This is a genomic window from Streptomyces sp. NPDC045967 (assembly GCF_056430495.1).
The window spans coordinates 599,072-621,761 of the sequence record NZ_JBWKLE010000001.1 but is presented as its reverse complement, the minus strand read 5'-3'; the positions used below and the strand labels follow the sequence as shown (position 1 = coordinate 621,761).

The window sequence follows — 22,690 nt, the reverse complement described above, 5'->3', positions numbered from 1 at the left end:
CGGATCGGTCTAGCTTTGGTTGAAGAACCCGCCCTCCGCGATGCGGGCCTTGTCCTCCGCCGTGACATCGACGTTAGCAGGCGACAGCAGGAACACCTTCTGTGTCACGCGTTCAATGCTGCCGTGCAGGCCGAAGACGAGACCGGCGGCGAAGTCCACGAGACGCTTCGCGTCGGTGTCGTCCATCTCCGTGAGATTCATGATCACCGGAGTGCCCTCACGGAAGTGTTCCCCGATGGTACGGGCCTCGTTGTAGGTCCGGGGGTGCAGCGTCGTGATGCGGTACGGCTCCCGCTCGGAGACGACCTTGGGCATGATCACGGGGGCGTTCTTCTCCAGGTTCGTGCGGTCAGGTGTGATGGATGCCACGGGGGCGATTCGCGCAGGACGTCCGTTCTCCACCGGAATTGGGATGGGTTCCCGCTGCGCCGGAGGCTGTACGGCTCGTACCGGTTCGTCCGTTACGGGCGATTGGTGCACGGGCTGACGGTCCCGCTCCCGGACCCGGTCCCGAGGGCGCTCCGGTTCCGGCTCGGGCTCGAACTCGTCGTCGGGGTCGTACCCCGGGTTGTCGTACCGGTCGTCCTCCACGAGGCCGAGGTAGACCGCCATCTTGCGCATCGCGCCGGCCATTCTCCGAGTCCTCCGCTCTGTGGTGGATCGCCCTGTCGCAGGTGCCGCTGTGTCACTGGTGTCACCAACTGCCCGCGATCCACGTGGTCAGCCCGCCATCAGCGGTAATGACCATATTTTCTGCTGTGGTCCGACTTTCTTGGCGACGTTACCCGAGCCGGGGTCGCGCGCCGAGTACCGCAGTGCCGACGCGTACATGTGTCGCACCGGCCCTGACGGCCTGTTCCAGGTCCGCGCTCATCCCGGCCGACACCATCGTCGCAGCCGGATGGTCCGCGCGCAGGCGGGATGACAATTCCATCAGCCGCTCGAAAGCGGCCTGTTCGCGCCCGGCGTACGGACCGGACAGCGGGGCGACCGTCATCACGCCGTCGATCCGCAGTCCCGGCGCTCCGGCGACGAGGTCCGCCAACTCCGCGAGCTGGTCCGGCGCAGCGCCGCCCCGGGATCCCCGCGCGCCCGACTCGGCGTCGAGGGCGATCTGCACGAGGCAGCCGAGTTCGCGGCCGGCGTGCACGGAGGCGGCCGAGAGGGCGGACACGAGCCGGGAGCGGTCGACCGACTGCACCAGGTGCGCGTATCCCGCCACGGAACGGACTTTGTTCGTCTGCAACTGGCCGACGAAATGCCAGGTGAGCGGCAGATCCGTGCAGGCGGCGGCCTTGGGGGCGGCGTCCTGGTCACGGTTTTCCGCAACATGACGGACACCCAGCTCCGCCAGGAGTCGTACGTCGCTCGCGGGATGGGTCTTGGTGACCACGATGAGCGTCACCTCTTCCCGGTCGCGTCCCGCCGCCACGCAGGCGGACGAGATGCGTTCCTGCACCCGCGCCAGGTTCTCCGCGAGCTGAGCCTTACGGTCCGTCATTTCCTATTCCAACCAGACATATCCGGCGAGCCGCCCGGTCACCCGGTCGCGGCGGTACGAGAAGTGGTCCCGCGACTCCAGTGTGCAGACCGCCGACCGGAGGCGGTCGGCGACCCCCGCCTCCGCGAGCTGGGCGTGCACTCCGGCGACCACGTCCACGGCCGGGGTCCCCCAACTGGTCTCGGCCCTGGCGGCGGGCACCACCCCGGACACCTCGTCCCGCATGCCGGCGGGCACTTCGTAGCAGCGGCCGCAGACGGCCGGTCCGGTACGGGCGACGATCCGCCCGGGCTCGGCGCCGAGGGCGACCATCGCCTCGACCGCGGCGGGCACGACCCCCGCGACCAGCCCCGGACGCCCGGCGTGGGCGGCCGCGGCGACTTTGGCCACCGGGTCCGCCAGCAGGACCGGCGTGCAGTCGGCGGTGAGCACGGCGAGGGCCAGTCCCCGGCGGGCGGTCACCACCGCGTCCACCGCGGGGACCGTCCCGCCCGGGGCCCACGGTCCGTCGACCACCGCCACGTCGCGGCCGTGCACCTGGTTCATCCAGACCACCAGGCCCGGGTCGATCCCGAGCGAGCCGGCCGCGCGGTCCCGGTTCGCGCGAACGGCGGCCGGGTCGTCTCCGACCGCGCCGCCGAGGTTGAGCTCTTCGTACGGAACGGCGCTCACCCCGCCCCACCGGTCGGTGAAGGCGAAGTGGGCGCCGCCCACGTGGTGCTGCTCCGGTGTCACTTCAAGAAGTCCGGGACATCCAGTTCCTCGGCCGGGCTGTCCTGGTACGGCCGGGCCGTCGGGACCTGCGGCGCGGGGGCCTGGGCCTCGGCGGGAGCCGCCTCGACCGGCGCCGGGGGGTCCTCGCGCGGGGTGACCGTGCCGAGTCCGCCGAAGGCCGGCCGGACCGGCTCGGCCGCGGCACGGACCGGAGCCGGGGCGGGCTCCTCGCGCTTGGTGGACGCCGCGCCGATGACGTTGTCCCGGCGGGCCGGGGGCTGTCCGCCGTCGAACCCGGCGGCGATGACGGTGACCCGCACCTCGTCGCCGAGCGCGTCGTCGATGACGGCGCCGAAGATGATGTTCGCCTCGGGGTGCGCGGCCTCACTCACCAGCTGCGCGGCCTCGTTGATCTCGAAGAGACCGAGGTCCGAGCCGCCGGAGATGGAGAGCAGCACACCGCGGGCGCCGTCGATGGACGCCTCCAGCAGCGGCGAGGAGATCGCCATCTCGGCCGCGGCCACCGCGCGGTCGTCGCCGCGGGCCGAGCCGATGCCCATCAGGGCCGAGCCGGCCTCGGACATCACGGACTTGACGTCGGCGAAGTCGAGGTTGATCAGACCCGGCGTGGTGATGAGGTCGGTGATGCCCTGGACGCCCGAGAGCAGCACCTGGTCGGCCGACTTGAACGCGTCGAGCACGCTGACCTGGCGGTCCGAGATGGACAGCAGCCGGTCGTTGGGGATGACGATGAGGGTGTCGACCTCTTCGCGGAGCTCGGCGATGCCGTCCTCCGCCTGGTTCGCGCGGCGCCGGCCCTCGAAGGTGAACGGCCGGGTGACCACACCGATCGTCAGGGCACCGAGCGAGCGCGCGATGTTGGCGACGACGGGCGCGCCGCCGGTGCCGGTGCCGCCGCCCTCACCGGCGGTGACGAAGACCATGTCGGCCCCCTTGAGGACCTCCTCGATCTCCTCGCGGTGGTCCTCTGCCGCCTTGCGGCCGACGGCCGGGTTGGCGCCGGCGCCGAGGCCCCGGGTGAGTTCGCGGCCGACGTCGAGCTTGACGTCGGCGTCGCTCATCAACAGCGCCTGGGCGTCCGTGTTGATGGCGATGAACTCGACGCCCTTGAGACCGACCTCGATCATTCGGTTGATGGCATTGACACCACCGCCGCCGACACCGATGACCTTGATGACTGCGAGGTAGTTCTGCGGTGCTGCCACGTCGAAGGCCTCTCGCCTCGAGTTACGTGTCGCCGCCTCGCGGGCCTGCGGTGCGACGACTGATGCCGAAATGGGGCGGTCCGAACGCGCCGACCCGAACCCTCACCCTGAAGTTTAGGGTTAGGGGTGTGTCCTGTTGCTGGATCCCATGGACTTCCGAACAGGACACTAAGTCGACAAGTAGCGCGTGTTCAACGAACACGCCGAACCTCCCGTTTTTCTTTTCACCCTATGTGATCACCCGTATCGCTGGCCAACCAGGGTGCGACGCTGTTCGACCGGACGTCAACTCCCGGACACGGCAGGGGCGGTGGGAACGCTCACGTCGAAGTGGGCGGACCCGGGCGAGGCCTTCAACAGAGCGGTCAGGGCGCGCCCCTTCGCCTCGCTCTGCTCACCGCTCCCCCACACCGCGGTCCGGCCGCCGGCGAGCACCAGCACCACCGAATCGTACGAACCCACCTTGACCTGCACGGTCTGCCGGGCGATCGGCTCGGGAAGGGAGCCGGCGACGAGCACGGCCTCGCGCAGCAGCCGCTGCTCGTCGAAGCGACGGGCGCTCGGGGACTGCCCCGCGTTCAGCTCGAGGATCGGAACGCCCGCGGGTGCTTTCGACACCGTGTCGAATCGCACACCGGAAGCGTCCACTTCCACGAAGTCGGTGTCCTTCCTGATGAGCAGGACGGGTTTGCGTTCCGTCACTTTCAGACCGATCGCGTGCGGCCAGGCCCGCACCACATCGACCGAATCGATGCGGGGCAGCCGGGCGCGCACGCGGCTCTCGATCTCGTCGGTGTCCACGCTCACCAGCGGTGCGCCGACGGGGACGGCCGCCGCGGCCAGCACCTGCTCGGGGGTGAGCACCTCGGTGCCGGTCGCGGTGACCTTCTCCACGCGGAGCCAGGACGAGCCGTAGAGGACCCAGCCGGCGCCCCCGGCGAGGAGCAGCACGGCCGCCAGGAGGGCCAGCGCGGGGCCCCGGCGGCGCAGGCGCGCGCCGGGACCCCCGGGGCCGGATCCCCCCGAAGGACGGGGAGCCTTGGACGGCTCGGCCGGGGCGCCGCCCTTCCGGGCGGCGGGGCCGGAGCCCGGGGTCCCACGCGGTGCGGTCGTCGCTCCGGCCACTGCTGTGCCTCCTGCGTCTGTGCGTCCCGCCTCAGCGGTTGCGGTGGGCCGCGATCGCCTCGTACACCATGCCGACCAGCAGCTCGTCGGCGTCGCGGCGGCCGAACTCCCCGGCGGCGCGGGACATCTCGTACAGGCGGTGCGGGTCCGACAGCACCGGCAGGACCTGGCTGAGCACCCACTCGGGCGTCAGCTCCGCGTCGTCCACGAGCAGGCCGCCGCCGGCCTTCACCACCGGCTGGGCGTTGAGCCGCTGTTCGCCGTTGCCGATCGGCAGCGGGACGTAGGCGGCCGGGAGCCCGACGGCGGACAGCTCGGCGACGGTCATCGCCCCCGCGCGGCACAGCATCATGTCGGCGGCGGCGTACGCGAGATCCATCCGGTCCACGTACGGTACCGGCACATAGGGCGGCATCCCGGGCATGTTGTCGACACGCGGCAGTTCGTTCTTCGGGCCGACGGCGTGCAGGATCTGGATTCCCGAGCGCTGGAGGACCGGAGCGACCTGCTGGATCGTCTCGTTGAGGCGCCGGGCGCCCTGCGAGCCGCCGGAGACCAGCAGCGTCGGCAGGTTGGGGTCCAGGCCGAAGGCGGCCCGCGCCTCGGGGCGGACGGCGGCCCGGTCCAGGGTGGAGATCGAGCGCCGCAGCGGGATGCCCACGTAGCGGGCGCCGCGCAGTTTGCTGTCGGGGGTGGAGACCGCGACGGCGTGCGCGTAGCGGGATCCGATCTTGTTGGCCAGTCCGGGCCGGGCGTTGGCCTCGTGGACGATGATCGGCACCCCGAGCCGCTTGGCCGCGAGGTAGCCGGGCAGGGCCACGTAGCCGCCGAAGCCGACGACGCAGTCGGCCTTCGTGCGCTCCAGGATCTCCTCCGCGGCCTTGATCGTGCCGCGCAGCCGCCCGGGGACGGTGATCAACTCGGGTGTGGGTTTGCGGGGCAGCGGCACGGCGGGGATCAGGCCCAGCTCGTAACCGCGTTCCGGCACCAGGCGGGTCTCCAGCCCGCGCTCCGTGCCGAGGGCGGTGATGCCCACTGAAGGGTCCTGCCTGCGCAGGGCGTCCGCGAGGGCGAGCGCCGGCTCGATGTGGCCGGCGGTCCCCCCACCGGCGAGTACGACATGCACCGAAATTCACCGCTCTCCGGACGGACGCTTCTTGACGCGCCGTCTCATCGACTTCCATCTCATCCCGGTCCGCCTCCAGCCGGTCTTCGGCTGGCGCATCGCGAGCGCCGCGCGCGCCGCCGGCTCCTCACGCGCGAACGCGATGAGCAGTCCGACCGCGAACATCGTCGGCAGCAGGGCCGACCCCCCGTAGGAGAACAGCGGGAGCGGGACCCCGGCGATCGGCAGCAGGCCGAGCACCGCACCGATGTTGATCACGGCCTGGGCCGTGATCCAGGTGGTCACGCCTCCCGCGGCAAACCGTACGAAGGAGTCCTCCGTGCGTCCGGCCACGCGGATACCCGCATAGCCTAGAGCCGCGAACAGGGCGAGCACCGACAGCGTCCCCGCCAGTCCCAGTTCCTCCCCGGTGATGGCGAAGATGAAGTCGGTGTGGGCTTCGGGTAGTTGTCCCCATTTTTCCACACTGGCACCCAGACCGGAACCGAACCATCCGCCCGAGGCCAGGGCGTAGATCCCGTGCACGGCCTGCCAGCAGAGGTCGTTCTTGCCGGGGTCCGTCGCGCCGAGGCACTGCAGCCGGTCCATCCGGTGGGGGCTCGTCTTGATCAGCAGTGCGACGATCACACCCGCGAAGACCAGCACCCCGGCGAACAGCCGGGTGGGAGCACCCGCCAGCCAGAGCAGGCCGAACAGGATGGCGCCGAGGATCATCGCGGTGCCCATGTCCCCGCCCAGCATGATGAGCCCGAGGAGCAGGAAGGCCACCGGGACCAGCGGCACCAGCAGGTGCTTCCACTGGCTCAGCAGGCCCTTGTCGCCCTTGCGCGCCAACAGGTCGGCGCCCCACAGGATCAGGGCCAGTTTGCCGAACTCACTGGGCTGCAGCATGAACGGACCGCCGAGGGAGATCCAGTTCTGGTTGCCGTTGATCGAGACCCCTATCCCGGGGACCTGGACCAGGACCATGAGGAAGAGCGTCCCGGCGAGCACCGGGTAGGACAGCGCCCGGTGCAGTTTGACCGGCATCCGGGAGGCGGCCAGCAGCAGTCCGGCGCCGATCAGGGCGGCCAGGAACTGCTTCTTGAAGAAGTACGCGTCGCCCAGGCCGAGCTGGAGCGCCTTGATCATGGAGGCCGAGTAGACCATCACCAGGCCGAGCACGGTGATGAGCAGCGAACTGCCGAAGATCAGGTAATACGCGGTGAGCGGACGGTCCCAGGCCTTGCGCAGCCGCTCCCGGGTACGCCTCAGCCGGGTCAGCGGCCCGCCCCCGGCGGGCCGCCGCACGCTCACCGCGGGGCGTTTGCGTCCCTGCGCCTGGACGGCGGACGGCCGCCGCCCCGGCAGCATCTGCTTGGCCGGCATCTGTGATCTTCCCCTCCACTCGTACGGGGCGAGCCGCCGACCGGCCGGAGGGATCCGTTCCGGAACCTACGCCCCGGCCGTGTCCGCACCGCTTCCGGCGGCCAGTTCGCGCACCGCGTCGGCGAACGCGTCCCCACGCTTGTTGTAGTTCGCGAACATGTCCATCGAGGCACAGGCCGGCGCCAGCAGGACCGTGTCGCCGGGCTCGGCGAGCCGGGCCGCTTCCCGGACGGCCGCGAGCATCGCCCCAGTGTCGGTCCGCTCGAGGTCGACGACCGGGACCTCGGGGGCGTGTCGCGCCAGCGCCTCGGCGATCAGCGCCCGGTCGGCGCCGAGCAGCACCGCGCCGCGCAGCCGCTTCGCGGACGTGCGGACCAGTTCGTCGAAGGTCGCGCCCTTGGCGAGGCCGCCGGCGATCCACACGACCGTCCCGAAGGCCGCCAGGGAGGCTTCCGCCGCATGCGTGTTGGTGGCCTTGGAGTCGTCGACGTAGGTGACCCCGGCGACCTCGGCGACGTGCGCCACCCGGTGGGCGTCGGGGCGGAAGTCGCGCAGCCCGTCGCGGACCGCGCGCGGCTCCACTCCGAAGGCGCGGGCCAGGGCCGCCGCGGCGAGCGCGTTGGCGATGTTGTGCGGGGCGGGCGGGGTCACGTCCTCGACCTGCGCGAGCTCCTGGGCGTTCTTCTGCCGGTCCTCCACGAAGGCGCGGTCGACGAGGATGCCGTCGACGACGCCGAGCATGGAGGGGCCGGGGGCCCCGAGGGTGAAGCCGATCGCGCGGCAGCCCTCTTCCACGTCGGCGTTCTCGACGAGCTTCTCGGTGGCCGGGTCGGCGACGTTGTAGACGCAGGCCACCGTGTTGCCCTCGTAGACGCGGCCCTTGTCGGCGGCGTACGCCTCCATCGAGCCGTGCCAGTCGAGGTGGTCCGGCGCGAGGTTGAGCACCGCCGCGGAGTGGGCGCGCACCGAGGGCGCCCAGTGCAGCTGGTAGCTGGAGAGTTCGACGGCGAGCACGTCGTAGCGCTGCTCGCCGAGGACCACGTCGATGATGGGCGTGCCGATGTTGCCCACGGCCGCGGTCCGCAGGCCGGCGGCCTTCAGGATCGAGGCCAGCATCTGGGTGGTGGTGGTCTTGCCGTTGGTGCCGGTGATCGCCAGCCACGGAGCGGCGTCCTCACCGCGCAGCTGCCAGGCGATCTCCACGTCTCCCACAACCTCGACGCCGGCCCGCGCGGCGGCCTCGAAGAGCGGGCTGTCGGGCTTCCAGCCGGGCGAGGTGACGATCAGCTCGGTGCCCTCGGGGAGGGTCCGCGCGTCACCGAGGCGTACGGAGACGCCCAGGTCGGCCAGTTCGGCGGCGCGGGCGCGGTGGCCCTCGCTGTCGCCCCCGTCCACGACGGTCACGACGGCGCCGAGGCCGGCCAGGGCGCGGGCGGCGCTGATGCCGCTCACGCCGAGGCCGGCGACGGTGATGTTCCTGCCCTGCCAGGAGGTCACTTGTCGGCTGCCCATCCCGCGTAGAAGAGACCGAGACCCACGATCACGCACATGCCCTGGATGATCCAGAAGCGGACCACGACAAGGACTTCGGACCACCCCTTGAGTTCGAAGTGGTGTTGGAGCGGTGCCATCCGGAAGACGCGCTTGCCCGTCATCTTGAAGGAGCCGACCTGGATGACGACCGACATGGTGATGAGGACGAAGAGGCCGCCGAGCAGGGCGATCAGGAACTCCGTGCGGGAGCAGATCGCCAGGCCCGCGAGCGCGCCGCCGAGGGCGAGCGAACCGGTGTCACCCATGAAGATCTTGGCCGGCGAGGTGTTCCACCACAGGAAGCCGAAGCAGGCGCCCATCAGGGCGGAGGCCACGACCGCGAGGTCCAGCGGGTCGCGCACCTCGAAGCAGGCACCCGGGTTGGTGAGGTCCTGCGCGTTCACACAGGACTCCTGGTACTGCCACACGCCGATGAAGGTGTAGGCGCCGAAGACCATCACCGCGGCGCCGGTGGCCAGGCCGTCCAGACCGTCGGTCAGGTTCACGCCGTTGGACATCGCCAGGATCATGAACAGCGCCCAGACCACGAACAGCACCGGGCCGATCGACCAGCCGAAGTCCGTGACGAACGACAGCCGGGTGGAGGCCGGGGCGAGCCCGCGGGAGTCCTTGAACTGGAGCGCGAGCACCGCGAAGGCGATGCCGACGATCAGCTGGCCGGACATCTTCGCCTTGGCCCGCAGGCCGAGCGAGCGGCGCTTGACGATCTTGATGTAGTCGTCGAGATAACCGACCAGTCCCATGCCCGCCATCAGGAACAGCACGAGCAGGCCCGAGAAGCTCACCGGCTCACCGGTGATGACCTTCGTCAGGGCGTACGCGATGAGCGTGGCCAGGATGAAGGAGATGCCGCCCATGGTGGGCGTGCCCTTCTTCCCGGCGTGGCCGCGGGGGCCGTCGTCGCGGATGAACTGGCCGTAGCCCTTGCGGGCCAGCAACTTGATCAACAGCGGAGTACCGATGAGCGTCAGGAACAGGCCGATGACGCCTGCGAACAGGATCTGCCTCATCGGTCGGCGTCCTCGCCCTCGCGCTCCAGAAGCGCCAGCGCAACCCGCTCCAGACCGATCGACCTGGAAGCCTTCACCAGCACGACGTCTCCCGGGCGCAGTTCACTGCGCAACAGGTCGACCGCCGCCTGCGCGTCGGACACGAGCACCGACTCCTCACCCCACGAACCCTCGTTATATGCGCCCAGTTGCAGCCAGGACGCTTCCCTGCCCCCGACTGCGACGAGCTTGCTCACGTTGAGCCGGACGGCAAGCCGTCCCACCGCGTCGTGCTCGGCCATCGATGCGTCACCGAGTTCGGCCATGGGGCCGAGCACCGCCCACGTGCGTCCGCCGTTCTCCCTGGCGGCGCCCCCCATCGCGGCGAGCGCGCGCAGGGCGGCCCGCATGGACTCCGGGTTCGCGTTGTAGGCGTCGTTGACGATCGTCACGCCGTCGGCCCGCTCGGTGACCTCCATCCGCCACCGGGACAAGGTGCCCGCCCCGGAGAGCGCGGTGGCGATCTCTTCGACGGACATGCCCAGGACATGGGCCACGGCGGCCGCGGCGAGCGCGTTCGACACGTGGTGCTCACCGTACAGCCGCAAGGTCACGTCGCTGCACCCGGTCGGTGTGTGGAGTGTGAAGGCGGGCCGTCCCCCCGGGGCCATCCGCACGTCGGTGGCCCGGACCGCGGCGTCCTCGGCCTCGCCGAAGAGGACCGTGCGGGCCTTCGTGCGGGCGGACATGGCGCGCACCAGCGGATCGTCGGCGTTGAGCACGGCGATCCCGCCCTCGGCCTCGGACGGCAGGGCCTCGACCAGTTCCCCCTTGGCCTGGGCGATCTGCTCGCGGCCGCCGAACTCGCCGATGTGGGCGGTGCCGACGTTGAGGACGAGGCCGATGCGCGGCGGGGTCAGGCCGGTGAGGTACGCGATGTGGCCGATCCCGCGGGCCCCCATCTCCAGTACCAGGTGCCGGGTTTCCGCGGTGGCCTTGAGCGCCGTGAGCGGCAGGCCGATCTCGTTGTTGAGGGAGCCGGGCGTCCACACGGTGGGTGCGTGGGCCTGGAGCACCTGCGCGATGAGGTCCTTGGTGGAGGTCTTTCCGGCCGAGCCGGTCAGCGCCACCACGTCGGTGCCCAGGCGCTCCACGACGGCCCGGGCGAGGGCGCCGAGCGCCTTCTCCACGTCGGGGACGACGATGGCGGGTACCCCGACCGGCCGGGCCGCGAGGACGGCCGCCGCTCCGGCGGCGACGGCGCGCACCGCGTAGTCGTGGCCGTCGACGTGTTCGCCCTCGAAGGCGGCGAACAGGCTGCCGGCCTCCACCTGGCGGGAGTCGATGACGACGGGACCGCTGACCCGCACGGACGGATCCGGTATGTCGTGGGGCCGCCCGCCGGTGATGTCGGCGATCTCGGCGAGGGAGAGGGCGATCACTGGTTCTCCTCGGCCTGTCGGGCACTGCTCTGCTGGGTCTCGATGGCCGCGCGGAGCACCTCGCGGTCGTCGAACGGGCGTACCACGCCCGCGGTGTCTTGGCCCTGCTCGTGGCCCTTGCCGGCCACCAGCACGGTGTCGCCGGGCCGGGCGCGCGCGACGGCGGCGGCGATGGCCGCGGCCCGGTCGGCGTCGACGAGGACGGTGCCCCGCTCGGCGGGCGGCACGGACACGGCGCCCTCGAGCATCGCGGCGAGGATCGCGAGGGGGTCCTCGGAGCGCGGGTTGTCGGAGGTCAGGACGGCCACGTCGGCGTACCGGGCGGCCGCGGCGCCCATCGGGCCGCGCTTGGTGGTGTCGCGGTCGCCGCCGCAGCCGAGGACGATGTGCAGCGAGCCCTCGGTGACCTCGCGCAGGGCGCGCAGGACCGATTCGACGGCGTCCGTCTTGTGCGCGTAGTCCACGACGGCGAGGTAGGGCTGGCCGGCGTCCACCCGCTCCAGGCGGCCGGGGACCCCGGGGACGGCGGCGACGCCGTCGGCGGCGGTCTGCGGGTCGATCCCGGCGGCGGCGAGGGTGACGATCGCGGCGACCGTGTTGGCCACGTTGAAGGGGCCGGGCAGCGGGGCAGCGGCCCGCACGCGCTGTCCTCCGGGGCCGAGCAGGGTCAGGGTGGAGCCCGCCGGGCCGAAGACGACGTCCTCGGCCCGCCAGTCGGCGGCCGGGTCGCCCGCGGCGGAGAAGGTGACGACCGGGACGGTCGCCTCCTTGGCCAGGCGGCGGCCGTACTCGTCGTCGAGGTTGACCACGCCCAGGCGTGCGCGGCGGGGCGTGAAGAGGCCCGCCTTCGCCTGGAAGTAGTCCTCCATGTCGGAGTGGAACTCCATGTGTTCGGGGCTCAGGTTGTTGAAGACGGCGACGTCGAAGACGCATCCGTCGACGCGGCCGAGCACCAGGGCGTGGCTGGAGACCTCCATGGCGACGGCCTCGACCCCGCGTTCGCGCATGACCGCGAAGAGGGCCTGGAGGTCGGTCGCCTCGGGGGTGGTCCGCTCGGACTTGATGCGCTCGTCGCCGATGCGCATCTCGACGGTGCCGACCAGTCCGGTGCTGCGGCCGGCCCCGCGCAGTCCGCCTTCGACGAGGTACGCCGTGGTGGTCTTGCCGGAGGTGCCGGTGATGCCGATCTGGAGCAGCTCCTCGCCGGGGCTGCCGTAGACCTCCGCGGCGAGTTCGCCCATCCGGCCGCGCGGGTCGGCGACGGTGAGGACCGGCAGGCCGGTCGCGGCGGCGCGCTCCGCGCCCGCGGGATCGGTCAGCACGGCGGCGGCGCCGAGTCCGGCCGCCTGGGCGGCGAAGTCCGCGCCGTGCGTCCGGGCTCCCGGCAGGGCCGCGTACAGGTCTCCGGGGCGCACGGCACGGGAGTCGTGCGTGATGCCGGTGATCTGCGCCTGGGCCGGCGCTCGGACACCCAGCAGGGCCGCCAGCCCGTCCAGCGGGACCGGGCGGGCGGACAGGGGCCGGGGCGCTCCCGGCGGCGCTGCCGGGGCGTCTTTCTGGGCGGTTCTGGGCTGATCAGCGTGGGGCACGGCGGTGAGCGTACCGGGCGCGGCGGGCCCCCCGCGAAGTGAGGGCCCGGCCCCGCCGCCGGCGGCCGACTGGTTCCCCGGATCCGGGGTGATCGTTGTCACTGATGGTGCCTCACGCGTTTCTGGCGGGCCGGCCGGGTGCTCGGGTCACCGGGCGGGCTGCGGACTGTCTTGCGGACTCGGCTGCGCAGCGGGCTTCGTGGCGGGCTGCGGGCCCGGTTCGTAGGTGACGGGGAGCCCTGCGGGGGCGCTGCCGGTGGGGGCGACCTGGAGGGTCTTCAGCGCGAACTCCATGACCTTCTTGTAGATCGGGCCGCAGATCTGGCCGCCGAAGTAGCTGCCCTTGGTGGGGTTCTGGATGGCGCAGTAGACGGTGATGCGCGGGTTGTCGGCGGGGGCGAACCCGGCGAAGGAGGCGGTGTAGCCCTTGTAGCGGCCGGTGGCCGGATCCACCCGGTTGGACGTGCCCGTCTTGCCGCCGACCCGGTAGCCGGGGATGCGGGCCTTGGTGCCGGTGCCGTCCTGGTCGTCGACCACGGACTCGAGCATCTCGGCGAGGGTCTTCGCGGTCTCCGGGCTGACCACCCGGCTGCGTTCGGGCGCCGGGGCCGGGGTGAAGCGGCCGTCGGGGCCCTTGGTGCCGCGGACCAGGGTCGGTTCGATGCGCACCCCGCCGTTGGCAATGGTCGAGTACACGGAGGCCGCCTGCATGGCGTTGACGGACAGGCCCTGGCCGAAGGGGATCGTGTACTGCTGGGAGGTGGACCAGTCCTCGGGCGCGGCGAGGAGGCCGCGGGACTCGCCGGGGTAGTCCAGGCCGGTGGGCTGTCCGATGCCGAACCTGGTCAGGTAGGAGTGCAGGACCTTGTTGGATTCGGCCTGGGTGGCGCCGAGCCGGCCGGTGGCGAGGATGGTGCCGATGTTGGAGGACTTGGCGAGGACCCCGTTGAGGGTCAGGTACCAGGTCGGGTGGTCGATGTCGTCCTTGAACAGCCGGTCGCCGCGGTGCAGCCGGTTGGGGACCTCGACGCGGGTGTCGGGGGTGGCCTTCTTCTCCTCCAGTACGGCGGCCATGGACATCACCTTGGCGGTGGAGCCGGGCTCGTACACGTCCTGGAGGGCGGCGTTGCCCAGGGCGGCGGAGCGGGCCCGGGTCAGGTCGTTGGGGTCGAAGCCGGGGGCGTTGGCCATGGCGAGGACCTCGCCGGTGCGGGTGTCCTGCACGATGACGTAGCCGCGGTCCGCCGCGGACTTCTCGACCTGCTCGGCGATGGCGCTCTGGGCCGCCCACTGGATGTCGCGGTCGATGGTCAGTTCGATGTCCTCGCCGGGCACGGCGGGCTTCTCGCTGGAACCGGCGGTGGGCACCCGGCGGCCGCCGGACTGGGCGTAGGTGACCTCGCCGTCCTTGCCGGAGAGCTTCTTGTCCAGGGAGGACTCCAGGCCGCCGGCGCCCTTGCCCTCGGCGTTGACGTAACCCAGTATCCCGGCGGCGAGGTCGCCGCCCGGGTACACGCGCTTGCTGCTGTTCTCGTTGAACACCCCGGCCAGGACGTTGGCGCCGGGGCCGTTGTTCTTCTTGTCGGCCAGCGCCTTCTCCGCGAAGACCCGCTTGAGGTCCTTGATCTGGTTCCAGACCTGGGGGGTCTGGCGCTGGGCGAGCACCACGTAGCGGGTGTTCTTGGTCTTCAGCCGCTCGGTGAGCTCCTTGGCGTCCGCGCCGAGGATGGGCGCGAGGAGGGCCGCGGCCTGCTCGGGTGCGTCGGGCGCCTTGCTCTCCTGCGGGGTGAACATCTTCGGGTCGGCCGTGATGTCGTACGCGTCGACGCTGGTGGCCAGGGCCACGCCCTTGCGGTCGGTGATCTCCCCGCGCTCGGCGGCCAGTGTGGCGCTGGTGTAGCGGTTCTTGGACGCCTCGGCGGAGAAGGCCCGCGCGTCGACGGCCTGGACCTGGAGCAGGCGGACGACGAAGGCGAGCATCACGAAGGTGAGGCCGACGCCGACCAGGCGCAGCCGGGGGCGGGGGCTGCCGAGGCGGATGGTGTGCGGCGTGCGCTGCGGGGCGGGCCGCCGCGTCGCCGGGCGCGAGGCCGGGCGGGCCGTGGCCCGGGCCCGGTCGCCGGGGCGCGGCGGCCTGGCCGGTCCGGGCAGCCGCCGGCGCGGCGGCTCCTGCGGGCTCACGCGGCCACCGCCCCGGACGGAGCCGCGCCGGGCTTCCGGCCGCTGCGCCCCGTACCCGGCGTCTCCCACGCCGGCGAGGCCGGAACACCCGGGGCTCCGCCCCGCACCCCGCGCCTCGGACGCCGGCGGGGCCGGGATTCGGCCCGTCCGGCGATCGAGGACCGGGTCCGGGCGGAGCCCGGGGAACGGGGGGAGGGGGCGGTGGGGAAAGGCCCCGCAGGGATCCGCGTCACGACGTCACCGACCTGGGTTGGGGGTGGGCTGCTGCTGCGAAGGCTGGGCCGCGGGCGGGGCCGGGGCCGACGCCGAAGGCGAGACCGGAGCCGGGGCGGACGGGCTCGGCGCCACCGGCGGAGCGGGCGGCTCGGCCGGCGCGGCGCTGCCGGTGATCGTGCCGTCCGGGCCGATGAAGACCGGGCTGCCGCCGGGGACGAGCCCCAGTTCCCGGGCCCGCCGCTGCAGGGCGTCCGGAGCCGAGTAGGCGTCCACGTCGCGCTGCAGCGCCTGCTCCTCGTCCGTGACCGCGGTGGTCTCCTTCTTCAGCCGGCTCAAGTGGAAGGAGCCCTCGTTGAGCGCCGAGTTCAGCAGCAGCAGGCTGATCAGCCCGCCGGCCAGCAGCGCCACCACCAGCAGGACGAACGGCATCCGGGCCGCCTGCCCGCCCGGACGGGGGCGGGGCCGGACGGGGCGCCCGCCGATCACCCGGCCGAGCCGCGTGGCGGCCTTCCCGCCCTTGGTCACAGCCGCGCCTCCCGGATGCGTTCGACCCCGCGGAACCTGGCCGGGGCGGCCCGCCGGTTCTCGGCGATCTCCTCCTCGGTCGGCAGCTCGGCGCCGCGCGTCAGCAGCTTCAGCTTCGGCTGGTACTTCTCCGGGACGACCGGCAGCCCCGGCGGGGCCGTGGAGGTCGCGCCCGCCGCGAAGACCTGCTTCACCAGCCGGTCCTCCAGCGAGTGGTAGGAGAGCACCGCGATCCTGCCGCCGACCGCGATGCGGTCCACCGCGGCCGGGATGGCCCGCTCCAGCCCCGACAGCTCGCCGTTGACCTCGATGCGCAGCGCCTGGAAGGTCCGCTTGGCGGGGTTGCCGCCGGTGCGCTTGGCCGCCTGGGGCAGGGAGTCCCGGATCAGCTCGACCAGCCGGGCGCTGTTGGTGAAGGGCTCCTTCTCGCGTTCCCGGACGATCGCCGACACGATCCGCTTGGCCTGCTTCTCCTCGCCGTACTGGCGCAGGATCCGCACGAGCTCGCCGGGCGCGTAGGTGTTGAGCACCTCGGCCGCGCTGATGCCGGTCGTCTGGTCCATCCGCATGTCCAGCGGCGCGTCCTGGGCGTACGCGAACCCGCGGTCAGCCTCGTCCAGCTGCATGGAGGAGACGCCCAGGTCGAAGAGGATGCCCTGGACGGTCCGGATGCCCAGGCCGTCGAGGACCTCGGCGAGGTCGGCGTAGATCGCGTGGACGAGGGTGGCCCGGTCACCGAAGGGGGCGAGCCGCTCGCCGGACAGGCGCAGGGCCTCCTTGTCGCGGTCGAGGCCGATCAGATGGGCCTCGGGGAACCGGGCCAGCAGGGCCTCGCTGTGGCCGCCGAGGCCGAGGGTGCAGTCGACGACGACGGCCCCGGGCCTCTCCAGCGCCGGGGCCAACAGGTCCAGGCACCGCTGGAGCATCACCGGGACGTGTCGGGACTCGCTAGTCAAAGCGCCCTCTCAGATAACGGCGCGGCCGGCGTCCGCCGCGCCGCGCACGCGGAGTGTTACCAAGGGGCCGGGCGGCCGGTCAGGGCCGGGCTCCGGCCGGTCCGCGCCACTTTAGTGCAACGGTCGCCGCGGTCAACGAACCGCCCCGCGCGGCGTGCGGGCAGCTGCGGGTGAACCGTCAAAAGCCGCGAATCACCCGGACGGCCGCGTCCTCCCCACTCCTGTGGATTAGCTCACAACAAGGCTTGTTGACCTTCTTTGTCCACTCTCACTCGATGCCCGTACCGCCTGTGACCACTACCGTCGTAACCATGACGACTCACGCACCCCTGCCTGCCGACTCCGCGCCCGCAGCGGCAGGCGCCGATTCCGTCACCGACCGCCTGGTCGAGGCGAACCGGCGGTACGCAGCCCAGTTCACCGATCCCGGCATGGACGCCCGCCCGGTCCTCCAGGTGGCCGTCGTCGCGTGCATGGACGCCCGCCTCGACCTGCACGCCGCCCTCGGCCTGGAGCTGGGCGACTGCCACACCATCCGCAACGCGGGCGGTGTCGTCACCGACGACACCATCCGCTCGCTCACCATCAGCCAGCGCGCCCTGGGCACCCGCACGGTGATACTCATCCACCACACCGGGTGCGGCCTCGAAAGCCTGACCGAGGACTTCCGGCACGAGCTGGAGGACGAGGTCGGCCAGCGCCCCGCCTGGGCCGTGGAGGCCTTCCGCGACGTGGACCAGGACGTGCGCCAGTCCATGCAGCGGGTCCGGACGAACCCCTTCCTGCCCCACAAGGACGATGTGCGAGGCTTCGTCTTCGATGTGCACACCGGCCTCCTGCGGGAGATCGATCCCAGCTCCTGAGTGACACGGGGCCGCGACGCCGTCGACAATGCGGGGAGACACCCCCCGGGAACCTCCCGGGGCCGGTGTCCCTTGTGGGGTGGGCCGGTCATGCGCCAAGGGCGTCGGCCCTGGAAACGGGCCGAGGAGTACCTGGTGACGACGTATGACGACCGAGCGAGCCTCGCGGACCTGACCAGCACGGCGGAGCGGGTGCGCCACTCGGTCGAGACCGTGATCGAGGGCAAGCCCGAGGTCGTACGCCTCGCGCTCACCGTGCTGCTCGCCGAGGGGCACCTGCTCATCGAGGACGTCCCCGGCGTCGGCAAGACGATGCTCGCCAAGACCCTCGCCAAGTCCATCGACTGCTCGGTGCAGCGCATCCAGTTCACCCCCGACCTGCTGCCCTCCGACATCACCGGCGTCAGCATCTACGACCAGCAGCGCCGCGAGTTCGAGTTCAAGCCGGGCGCGATCTTCGCGCAGATCGTCATCGGCGACGAGATCAACCGCGCCTCGCCGAAGACCCAGTCGGCGCTGCTGGAGTCGATGGAGGAGCGCCAGGTCACCATCGACGGCACCACCTACGCGCTGCCGAGCCCCTTCATGGTCGTCGCCACCCAGAACCCGGTGGAGATGGAGGGCACCTACCCGCTGCCCGAGGCGCAGCGCGACCGCTTCATGGCGCGCGTCTCCGTCGGCTACCCCAGTCCCGAGGCCGAACTGCAGATGCTCGACGTGCACGGCGGGCTCTCCCCGCTCGACGACCTCACGGCGGTCGCGCACGCGCACGAGATCGTCAAGCTCATCGAGGCCGTCCGCGAGGTGTACGTGGCCGAGCCGGTCCGGCGCTACGTCGTCGACCTCGTCTCGGCCACCCGCAGCCACCCCGACCTGCGCCTGGGCGCCTCGCCCCGGGCCACCCTGCACCTGCTGCGCGCCGTGAAGGCCTCCGCCGCGCTCGCCGGCCGGGACTACGTGCTGCCCGACGACGTGCAGGTGCTGGCGGCGCCGGTGCTCGCGCACCGGCTGCTGCCCACCGCCCAGGCCCAGCTGAACCGGCGCACCGCCGAGCAGGTCGTCGGGGAGATCCTCCAGCGCACCCCCGTCCCGGCCTCGCACCCCCGCGGCGAGACGCCGCCCGGCGCCGGCATCCGGGGCTTCTGATGGGCGCCGGTGCCCCGCGCGGCGCCGGCGGTCGGGGTGGCGGGCTGCGCGCGTCGCTCTCCGGCCTGACCACCCGCGGCCGCTCCTTCCTCGCCGCCGGGGTCGCCGCGGCCGTGTGCGCGTACGTCCTCGGCCAGGGCGCCCTGCTGCGTGTCGGGCTCCTGCTCACCCTGCTGCCGCTGCTGTGCGTCTTCGCCCTGCACCGCACCCGCCACCGCGTCTCCGGCAGCCGCCGGCTCACCCCCGCACGGGTCCCCGCGGGGGCCGAGGCCCGGGTGCAGCTGCGCATGGACAACACCTCCCGGCTCCCCACCGGCCTGCTGATGCTCCAGGACCGGGTCCCCTACGTCCTCGGGCCGCGGCCGCGGTTCGTCCTGGACCGGGTCGAGCCCGGCGGCCGCCGCGAGGTGTCCTACCGCGTCCGCTCCGACCTGCGCGGCCGCTACCCGCTGGGCCCGCTCCAGCTGCGGCTGGCCGACCCCTTCGGACTGGTCGAGCTGACCCGCTCGTTCAGCACCTTCGACACCCTCACCGTCATCCCGCGCACCGAGCCGCTGCCGCCGGTGCGCCTGTCCGGCGAGTCCTCGGGCTACGGCGACGGATCGCGCCGCTCCCTGGCCCTGGCCGGCGAGGACGACGTGATCCCGCGCGGCTACCGGCGCGGCGACGACCTGCGCCGGGTGCACTGGCGCTCCACCGCCCGCTACGGCGAGCTGATGGTCCGCCGCGAGGAGCAGCCGCAGCGCAGCCGGGCGACGGTCCTGCTGGACACCCGCGACATCGCCTTCGAGGGCGCCGGACCGGACTCCGCCTTCGAGTGGGCCGTCTCCGCGGCCGCCTCCGGCCTGGTCCACCTGCTGGAGCAGGGCTACGCGGTTCGGCTGCTCACCGACACCGGGGACGGCGTGCCCGGTCCGGGCGGCGGCGGCTTCTCCGCCGGCGGGCACGACTCCGCGGAGGCCGCCGGGTTGATGCTGGACACCCTCGCGGTCGTCGGGCACTCGGACGGCGCCGGACTGACCCGGGCCTACGACGCCGTGCGGGCCGGCGGCGGCGGATTCGGCGAAGCCGGCGGGGACGGGCTCCTCATCGCCTTCTTCGGAGACCTGGACGACGTACAGACGGATCTGGCGGCCAAGATGCGCCAGCGCACCGGGGGCGCGGTGGCCTTCGTGCTGGACTCCGCGACCTGGGCCGGGCAGCCGGCGCGGGACCAGGACCTGCCCTCGGTGGAACAGCGGCTGCACCGGCTGCGCGACGCGGGGTGGACAGCACTCGCCGTCCCGCCGGGCGCCGCCTTCGGCGAGCTGTGGCGGCGTGCGGGGAGCACGGCGTTCGGTACGACAGACTCTGGAGGCCGGGTATGAGCGGGCGCGCGAGAGTGACGCTGTTCGCGGCGCTGGCGACCCTGCTCACCGCGTGGTCGCTGGTCCCCCTGGTCGAATCGGCGGGCTGGCTGCTCCAGGCGGCGCTGCTGCTCGCCGTGCAGAGCGCGGTGGGGGCCGGCGCCCGGCGCGTGCCGCTGGCCCGGTCGCTGACGGTCGCGGCCCAATTGCTGGTGTCCCTGCTGATCCTCGCCGTCCTCTTCGCGGGCAAGGGCGAGTCCACCGGGAGTGGGCCGCTGGCCTACCTGGTGACGGACTTCGGGGCGCTCTACCAGCGCGGGGCGATGGACGTGAGCGAGTTCGCGATCCCCGCCCCGCTGACGGACGGCATCCGGCTGCTGCTGGTGTCCGGGGTGCTGCTGATCGGGCTGCTGGTGGACACCCTCGCGGTGACCCTGCGGACGGCCGCCGCGGCCGGACTGCCGCTGCTCGCGCTGTACTCGGTCGCCGCGGGCCTGTCCGGCGGCGGCGAGGCCCCCTGGTTCTCCTTCCTGCTGGCGGGCTGCGGCTACCTGATGATGCTGCTGGCGGAGAGCCGGGACCGGCTGGCGCAGTGGGGCCGGGTCTTCGGCGCGGCCCCGCGCGAGCGGGTCTCGTCCTCCTCCGGCCTCGACGGCGGCCGGGAGGGCCGGCTCACCGCGCCCGTGCGGACGGGCCGGCGGATCGGCGCGGTCGCCCTGGGCCTGGCGCTGGCGGTGCCGGCGGCGCTGCCCTCGCTCGGCGGCGGGCTGATGGGCGGTCCGGGCGAGGGGGAGGCGTCGGACGGCGGGACGGGCGGAACGATCTCGGCGGTGAACCCGCTGGTCTCCCTGCAGAGCAACCTGAACGCGGCCGACAACCGGGTCGTGCTCAAGTACCAGACGGACAACCCCCGGCAGGGCGAGCAGTACCTGCGGATCCTGGCGCTGGACGAGTTCAACGGGACCAAGTGGGAGGCCTCCGGGCGGGCGCTGACCGACGTCCCGGAGCGGCTGCCGAATCCGCCGGGCCTCAGCGGGGACGTCCGCCAGGGCGCGGCCGAGGTGCAGACCAACGTGTCGGCGGCGGGCACCTACACCCAGCGCTACCTGCCCATGCCGTATCCGGCGACCTCGGTGGAGATCACGGGGAAGTGGCGCTTCGAGCCGGCCGGGCGGACGCTCGTCGGCGACCAGCTGGGCAAGGACCGGTTCCAGACCGTGCAGGGCGCCCAGTACTCCGTGCGCAGCCTGCTGCTGAATCCGACCGCGCAGCAGCTGCGGACGGCGCCGGAGCCGGACCCGGTGGTCCGGGCCGAGTACACGAAACTGCCGGACAACCTGCCGCCGGTGGTCACCGACACGGCGCGCCAGGTCACGCGGGGCGCCAAGGACGACTACACGCGGGCGGTGAAGCTCCAGGACTACTTCGCCGTGAACGGCGGGTTCCGCTACAACACCAAGACGGCCTCCGGCACCGGTCCGCAGGCGGTGGCGCGCTTCCTCGCGGACAAGGAGGGCTTCTGCGTCCACTTCGCCTTCTCGATGGCGGCGATGTCCCGCTCGCTGGGCATCCCGGCGCGGGTGGCGGTGGGCTTCACCCCGGGCGAGAAGCAGCCCGACGGCAACGTCAACGTGTCGATGCGGGACGCGCACGCCTGGCCGGAGCTGTACTTCGAGGGCGTGGGCTGGACCCGCTTCGAGCCGACACCGCGGGCCGGCATCAACGTGCCCGACTACTCCCGGGCGCAGGCTCCGGCGGCCCAGCCGTCGGCGCCCGCGGCGCTGCCCTCGCAGGGGGCGGCGCAGCCGTCGGCCGCACCGTCGCAGGCGGACGCGTGCCCGCCGGAGCTGAAGAGGCTCGGCGAATGCGGCGCCGCGGCGGCGAAGCCGAGCGCGGCGGGCGGGGGCGGGTCGTCGGTGTCGGCGGTCCTCGGCTGGGCCGGCCTGGTGGTGGCGGTGGTGGGTCTGCCGCTGCTGCCGCTGCTGTGGCGCGGCCGGGTCCGCTCCCGCCGGCTGGGCACCGGGCAGGTGCCGGCGGCGTGGCGGGAGCTGGACGACGCGGCGTGGGACGTGGGGATCCGGCCGGACGAAGCCCTGTCGCCCCGGCGGGCGGCCGCACGGATGGTGGAGCTGGGCCGGCTGGACGCGCAGGCCGCGGGCGCGGTGCACCGGGTCGCGGGCGCCCTGGAGCGTGCCCTGTACGCGCCGCCGGGTGCGGCGGCGCCGTATGCGGGGCTGGCGGACGACGTCCTGCTGGCGCGCGCGGGGCTGCTGGCGGGCGTCGGCCGCCGGGCCCGCCTCCGCGCCCTGCTGCTGCCGCGCTCGGCGACCCGGCTCGCCTGGTCGGCCTCCCGGCGCTGGACCACCGTGCTCGCCCGCGCCACCCCTCCCCTGGCCCGCCTCCGCCTCCACCTCCACCCCCGCGGCCGCTCCTGACCCCACCCCCACCGGGCGGCGGCGCCCCCCGACGGCCCCGCCGGTGTTGGAGGCGCGGGGCCCGGGGAGGAGCCCCGATCGGTAACCCCCACCCGCCCCGGGCAGCGGACGCGGCAAGGCTCGATCCCCCCGCCCCGCCGCGTCCGCGTACCGCGTCACGGAGGAGGTACCCGGTCCGCTCCGCAGCCCCGTGTCTGCGGTGCGGACCGGGCCTCCTGTCCGTTGGCCCCCAGTCTGGCGTCCCCGCAGGCGGGGCCCCATCCGCGCGGGTACTCATGTCCGTACTGGGTACGGATACTCAGCCGCCGCGGCCACGCGCCGGCGGCGGCCGACGGCGGCCCCACCAGTTGTACGGGCTCCGCCGGCCCCGCGGCACCGCCGACCGGGG

At 72.9% G+C, this 22,690-nt stretch carries 18 protein-coding genes; 4 read left to right on the top strand and 14 right to left on the bottom strand.

The features are described from left to right. Positions 1-9: 9 nt before the first annotated feature. From AC07FY_RS03000 to rsmH, 14 genes are all read right to left on the bottom strand, one after another. Entirely contained in the window at positions 10-633 is a 624-nt protein-coding gene (locus AC07FY_RS03000; RefSeq protein WP_478999491.1) for a cell division protein SepF, read from the bottom strand. 148 nt (positions 634-781) lie between these two features. Then, positions 782-1,501: a YggS family pyridoxal phosphate-dependent enzyme gene (locus AC07FY_RS02995; RefSeq protein WP_478999489.1), complete on the bottom strand. Its 720-nt coding sequence runs from the start codon at positions 1,499-1,501 to the stop codon at positions 782-784. A gap of 3 nt (positions 1,502-1,504) precedes the next feature. Further along, entirely contained in the window at positions 1,505-2,215 is a 711-nt protein-coding gene (gene pgeF / locus AC07FY_RS02990; protein ID WP_478999895.1) for a peptidoglycan editing factor PgeF, read from the bottom strand. Positions 2,216-2,232: 17 nt separating this feature from the next. Continuing rightward, the gene (gene ftsZ / locus AC07FY_RS02985) at positions 2,233-3,441 is read right to left on the bottom strand and encodes a cell division protein FtsZ (RefSeq protein WP_478999487.1); all 1,209 of its coding nucleotides are present in this window, start codon (positions 3,439-3,441) and stop codon (positions 2,233-2,235) included. 285 nt (positions 3,442-3,726) lie between these two features. Next, positions 3,727-4,566, bottom strand: a complete 840-nt coding sequence (locus AC07FY_RS02980) for a cell division protein FtsQ/DivIB (RefSeq protein WP_478999485.1) — start codon at positions 4,564-4,566, stop codon at positions 3,727-3,729. 31 nt (positions 4,567-4,597) lie between these two features. Beyond that, complete coding sequence (gene murG / locus AC07FY_RS02975) at positions 4,598-5,692, bottom strand: undecaprenyldiphospho-muramoylpentapeptide beta-N-acetylglucosaminyltransferase (RefSeq protein ID WP_478999483.1); 1,095 nt, start codon at positions 5,690-5,692, stop codon at positions 4,598-4,600. 6 nt (positions 5,693-5,698) lie between these two features. After that, a complete protein-coding gene (gene ftsW / locus AC07FY_RS02970; RefSeq protein ID WP_478999482.1) occupies positions 5,699-7,060 on the bottom strand; it encodes a putative lipid II flippase FtsW in 1,362 nt (453 codons plus the stop codon). Between the two features lie 66 nt (positions 7,061-7,126). After that, entirely contained in the window at positions 7,127-8,572 is a 1,446-nt protein-coding gene (murD, locus tag AC07FY_RS02965) for a UDP-N-acetylmuramoyl-L-alanine--D-glutamate ligase (protein WP_478999480.1), read from the bottom strand. Then, complete coding sequence (mraY, locus tag AC07FY_RS02960) at positions 8,554-9,624, bottom strand: phospho-N-acetylmuramoyl-pentapeptide-transferase (RefSeq protein WP_478999478.1); 1,071 nt, start codon at positions 9,622-9,624, stop codon at positions 8,554-8,556. Before mraY ends, murD begins: the two co-directional genes overlap by 19 nt. Beyond that, positions 9,621-11,045, bottom strand: a complete 1,425-nt coding sequence (locus AC07FY_RS02955) for a UDP-N-acetylmuramoyl-tripeptide--D-alanyl-D-alanine ligase (protein ID WP_478999477.1) — start codon at positions 11,043-11,045, stop codon at positions 9,621-9,623. The genes mraY and AC07FY_RS02955 overlap by 4 nt, the downstream gene beginning before the upstream one ends. Next, positions 11,042-12,736 (bottom strand): UDP-N-acetylmuramoyl-L-alanyl-D-glutamate--2,6-diaminopimelate ligase, encoded by a 1,695-nt coding sequence (locus tag AC07FY_RS02950; protein ID WP_478999475.1) that lies wholly within the window; start codon positions 12,734-12,736, stop codon positions 11,042-11,044. The genes AC07FY_RS02955 and AC07FY_RS02950 overlap by 4 nt, the downstream gene beginning before the upstream one ends. Positions 12,737-12,781: 45 nt before the next feature. Continuing rightward, positions 12,782-14,815 (bottom strand): peptidoglycan D,D-transpeptidase FtsI family protein, encoded by a 2,034-nt coding sequence (locus AC07FY_RS02945; RefSeq protein WP_478999473.1) that lies wholly within the window; start codon positions 14,813-14,815, stop codon positions 12,782-12,784. A 237-nt stretch (positions 14,816-15,052) separates the two neighbouring features. After that, the gene (ftsL, locus tag AC07FY_RS02940) at positions 15,053-15,460 is read right to left on the bottom strand and encodes a cell division protein FtsL (RefSeq protein ID WP_478999892.1); all 408 of its coding nucleotides are present in this window, start codon (positions 15,458-15,460) and stop codon (positions 15,053-15,055) included. 92 nt (positions 15,461-15,552) lie between these two features. Beyond that, complete coding sequence (rsmH, locus tag AC07FY_RS02935) at positions 15,553-16,482, bottom strand: 16S rRNA (cytosine(1402)-N(4))-methyltransferase RsmH (protein WP_478999889.1); 930 nt, start codon at positions 16,480-16,482, stop codon at positions 15,553-15,555. A gap of 278 nt (positions 16,483-16,760) precedes the next feature. Here rsmH and AC07FY_RS02930 point away from each other — a divergent pair, with 278 nt between their 5' ends. From AC07FY_RS02930 to AC07FY_RS02915, 4 genes are all read left to right on the top strand, one after another. Next, entirely contained in the window at positions 16,761-17,375 is a 615-nt protein-coding gene (locus AC07FY_RS02930; RefSeq protein ID WP_478999471.1) for a beta-class carbonic anhydrase, read from the top strand. Between the two features lie 135 nt (positions 17,376-17,510). After that, entirely contained in the window at positions 17,511-18,521 is a 1,011-nt protein-coding gene (locus AC07FY_RS02925; protein WP_478999469.1) for an AAA family ATPase, read from the top strand. Continuing rightward, positions 18,521-19,888: a DUF58 domain-containing protein gene (locus AC07FY_RS02920; protein ID WP_478999467.1), complete on the top strand. Its 1,368-nt coding sequence runs from the start codon at positions 18,521-18,523 to the stop codon at positions 19,886-19,888. Before AC07FY_RS02925 ends, AC07FY_RS02920 begins: the two co-directional genes overlap by 1 nt. Next, complete coding sequence (locus AC07FY_RS02915; protein WP_478999465.1) at positions 19,885-22,302, top strand: transglutaminase TgpA family protein; 2,418 nt, start codon at positions 19,885-19,887, stop codon at positions 22,300-22,302. The genes AC07FY_RS02920 and AC07FY_RS02915 overlap by 4 nt, the downstream gene beginning before the upstream one ends. Positions 22,303-22,690: the final 388 nt, after the last annotated feature.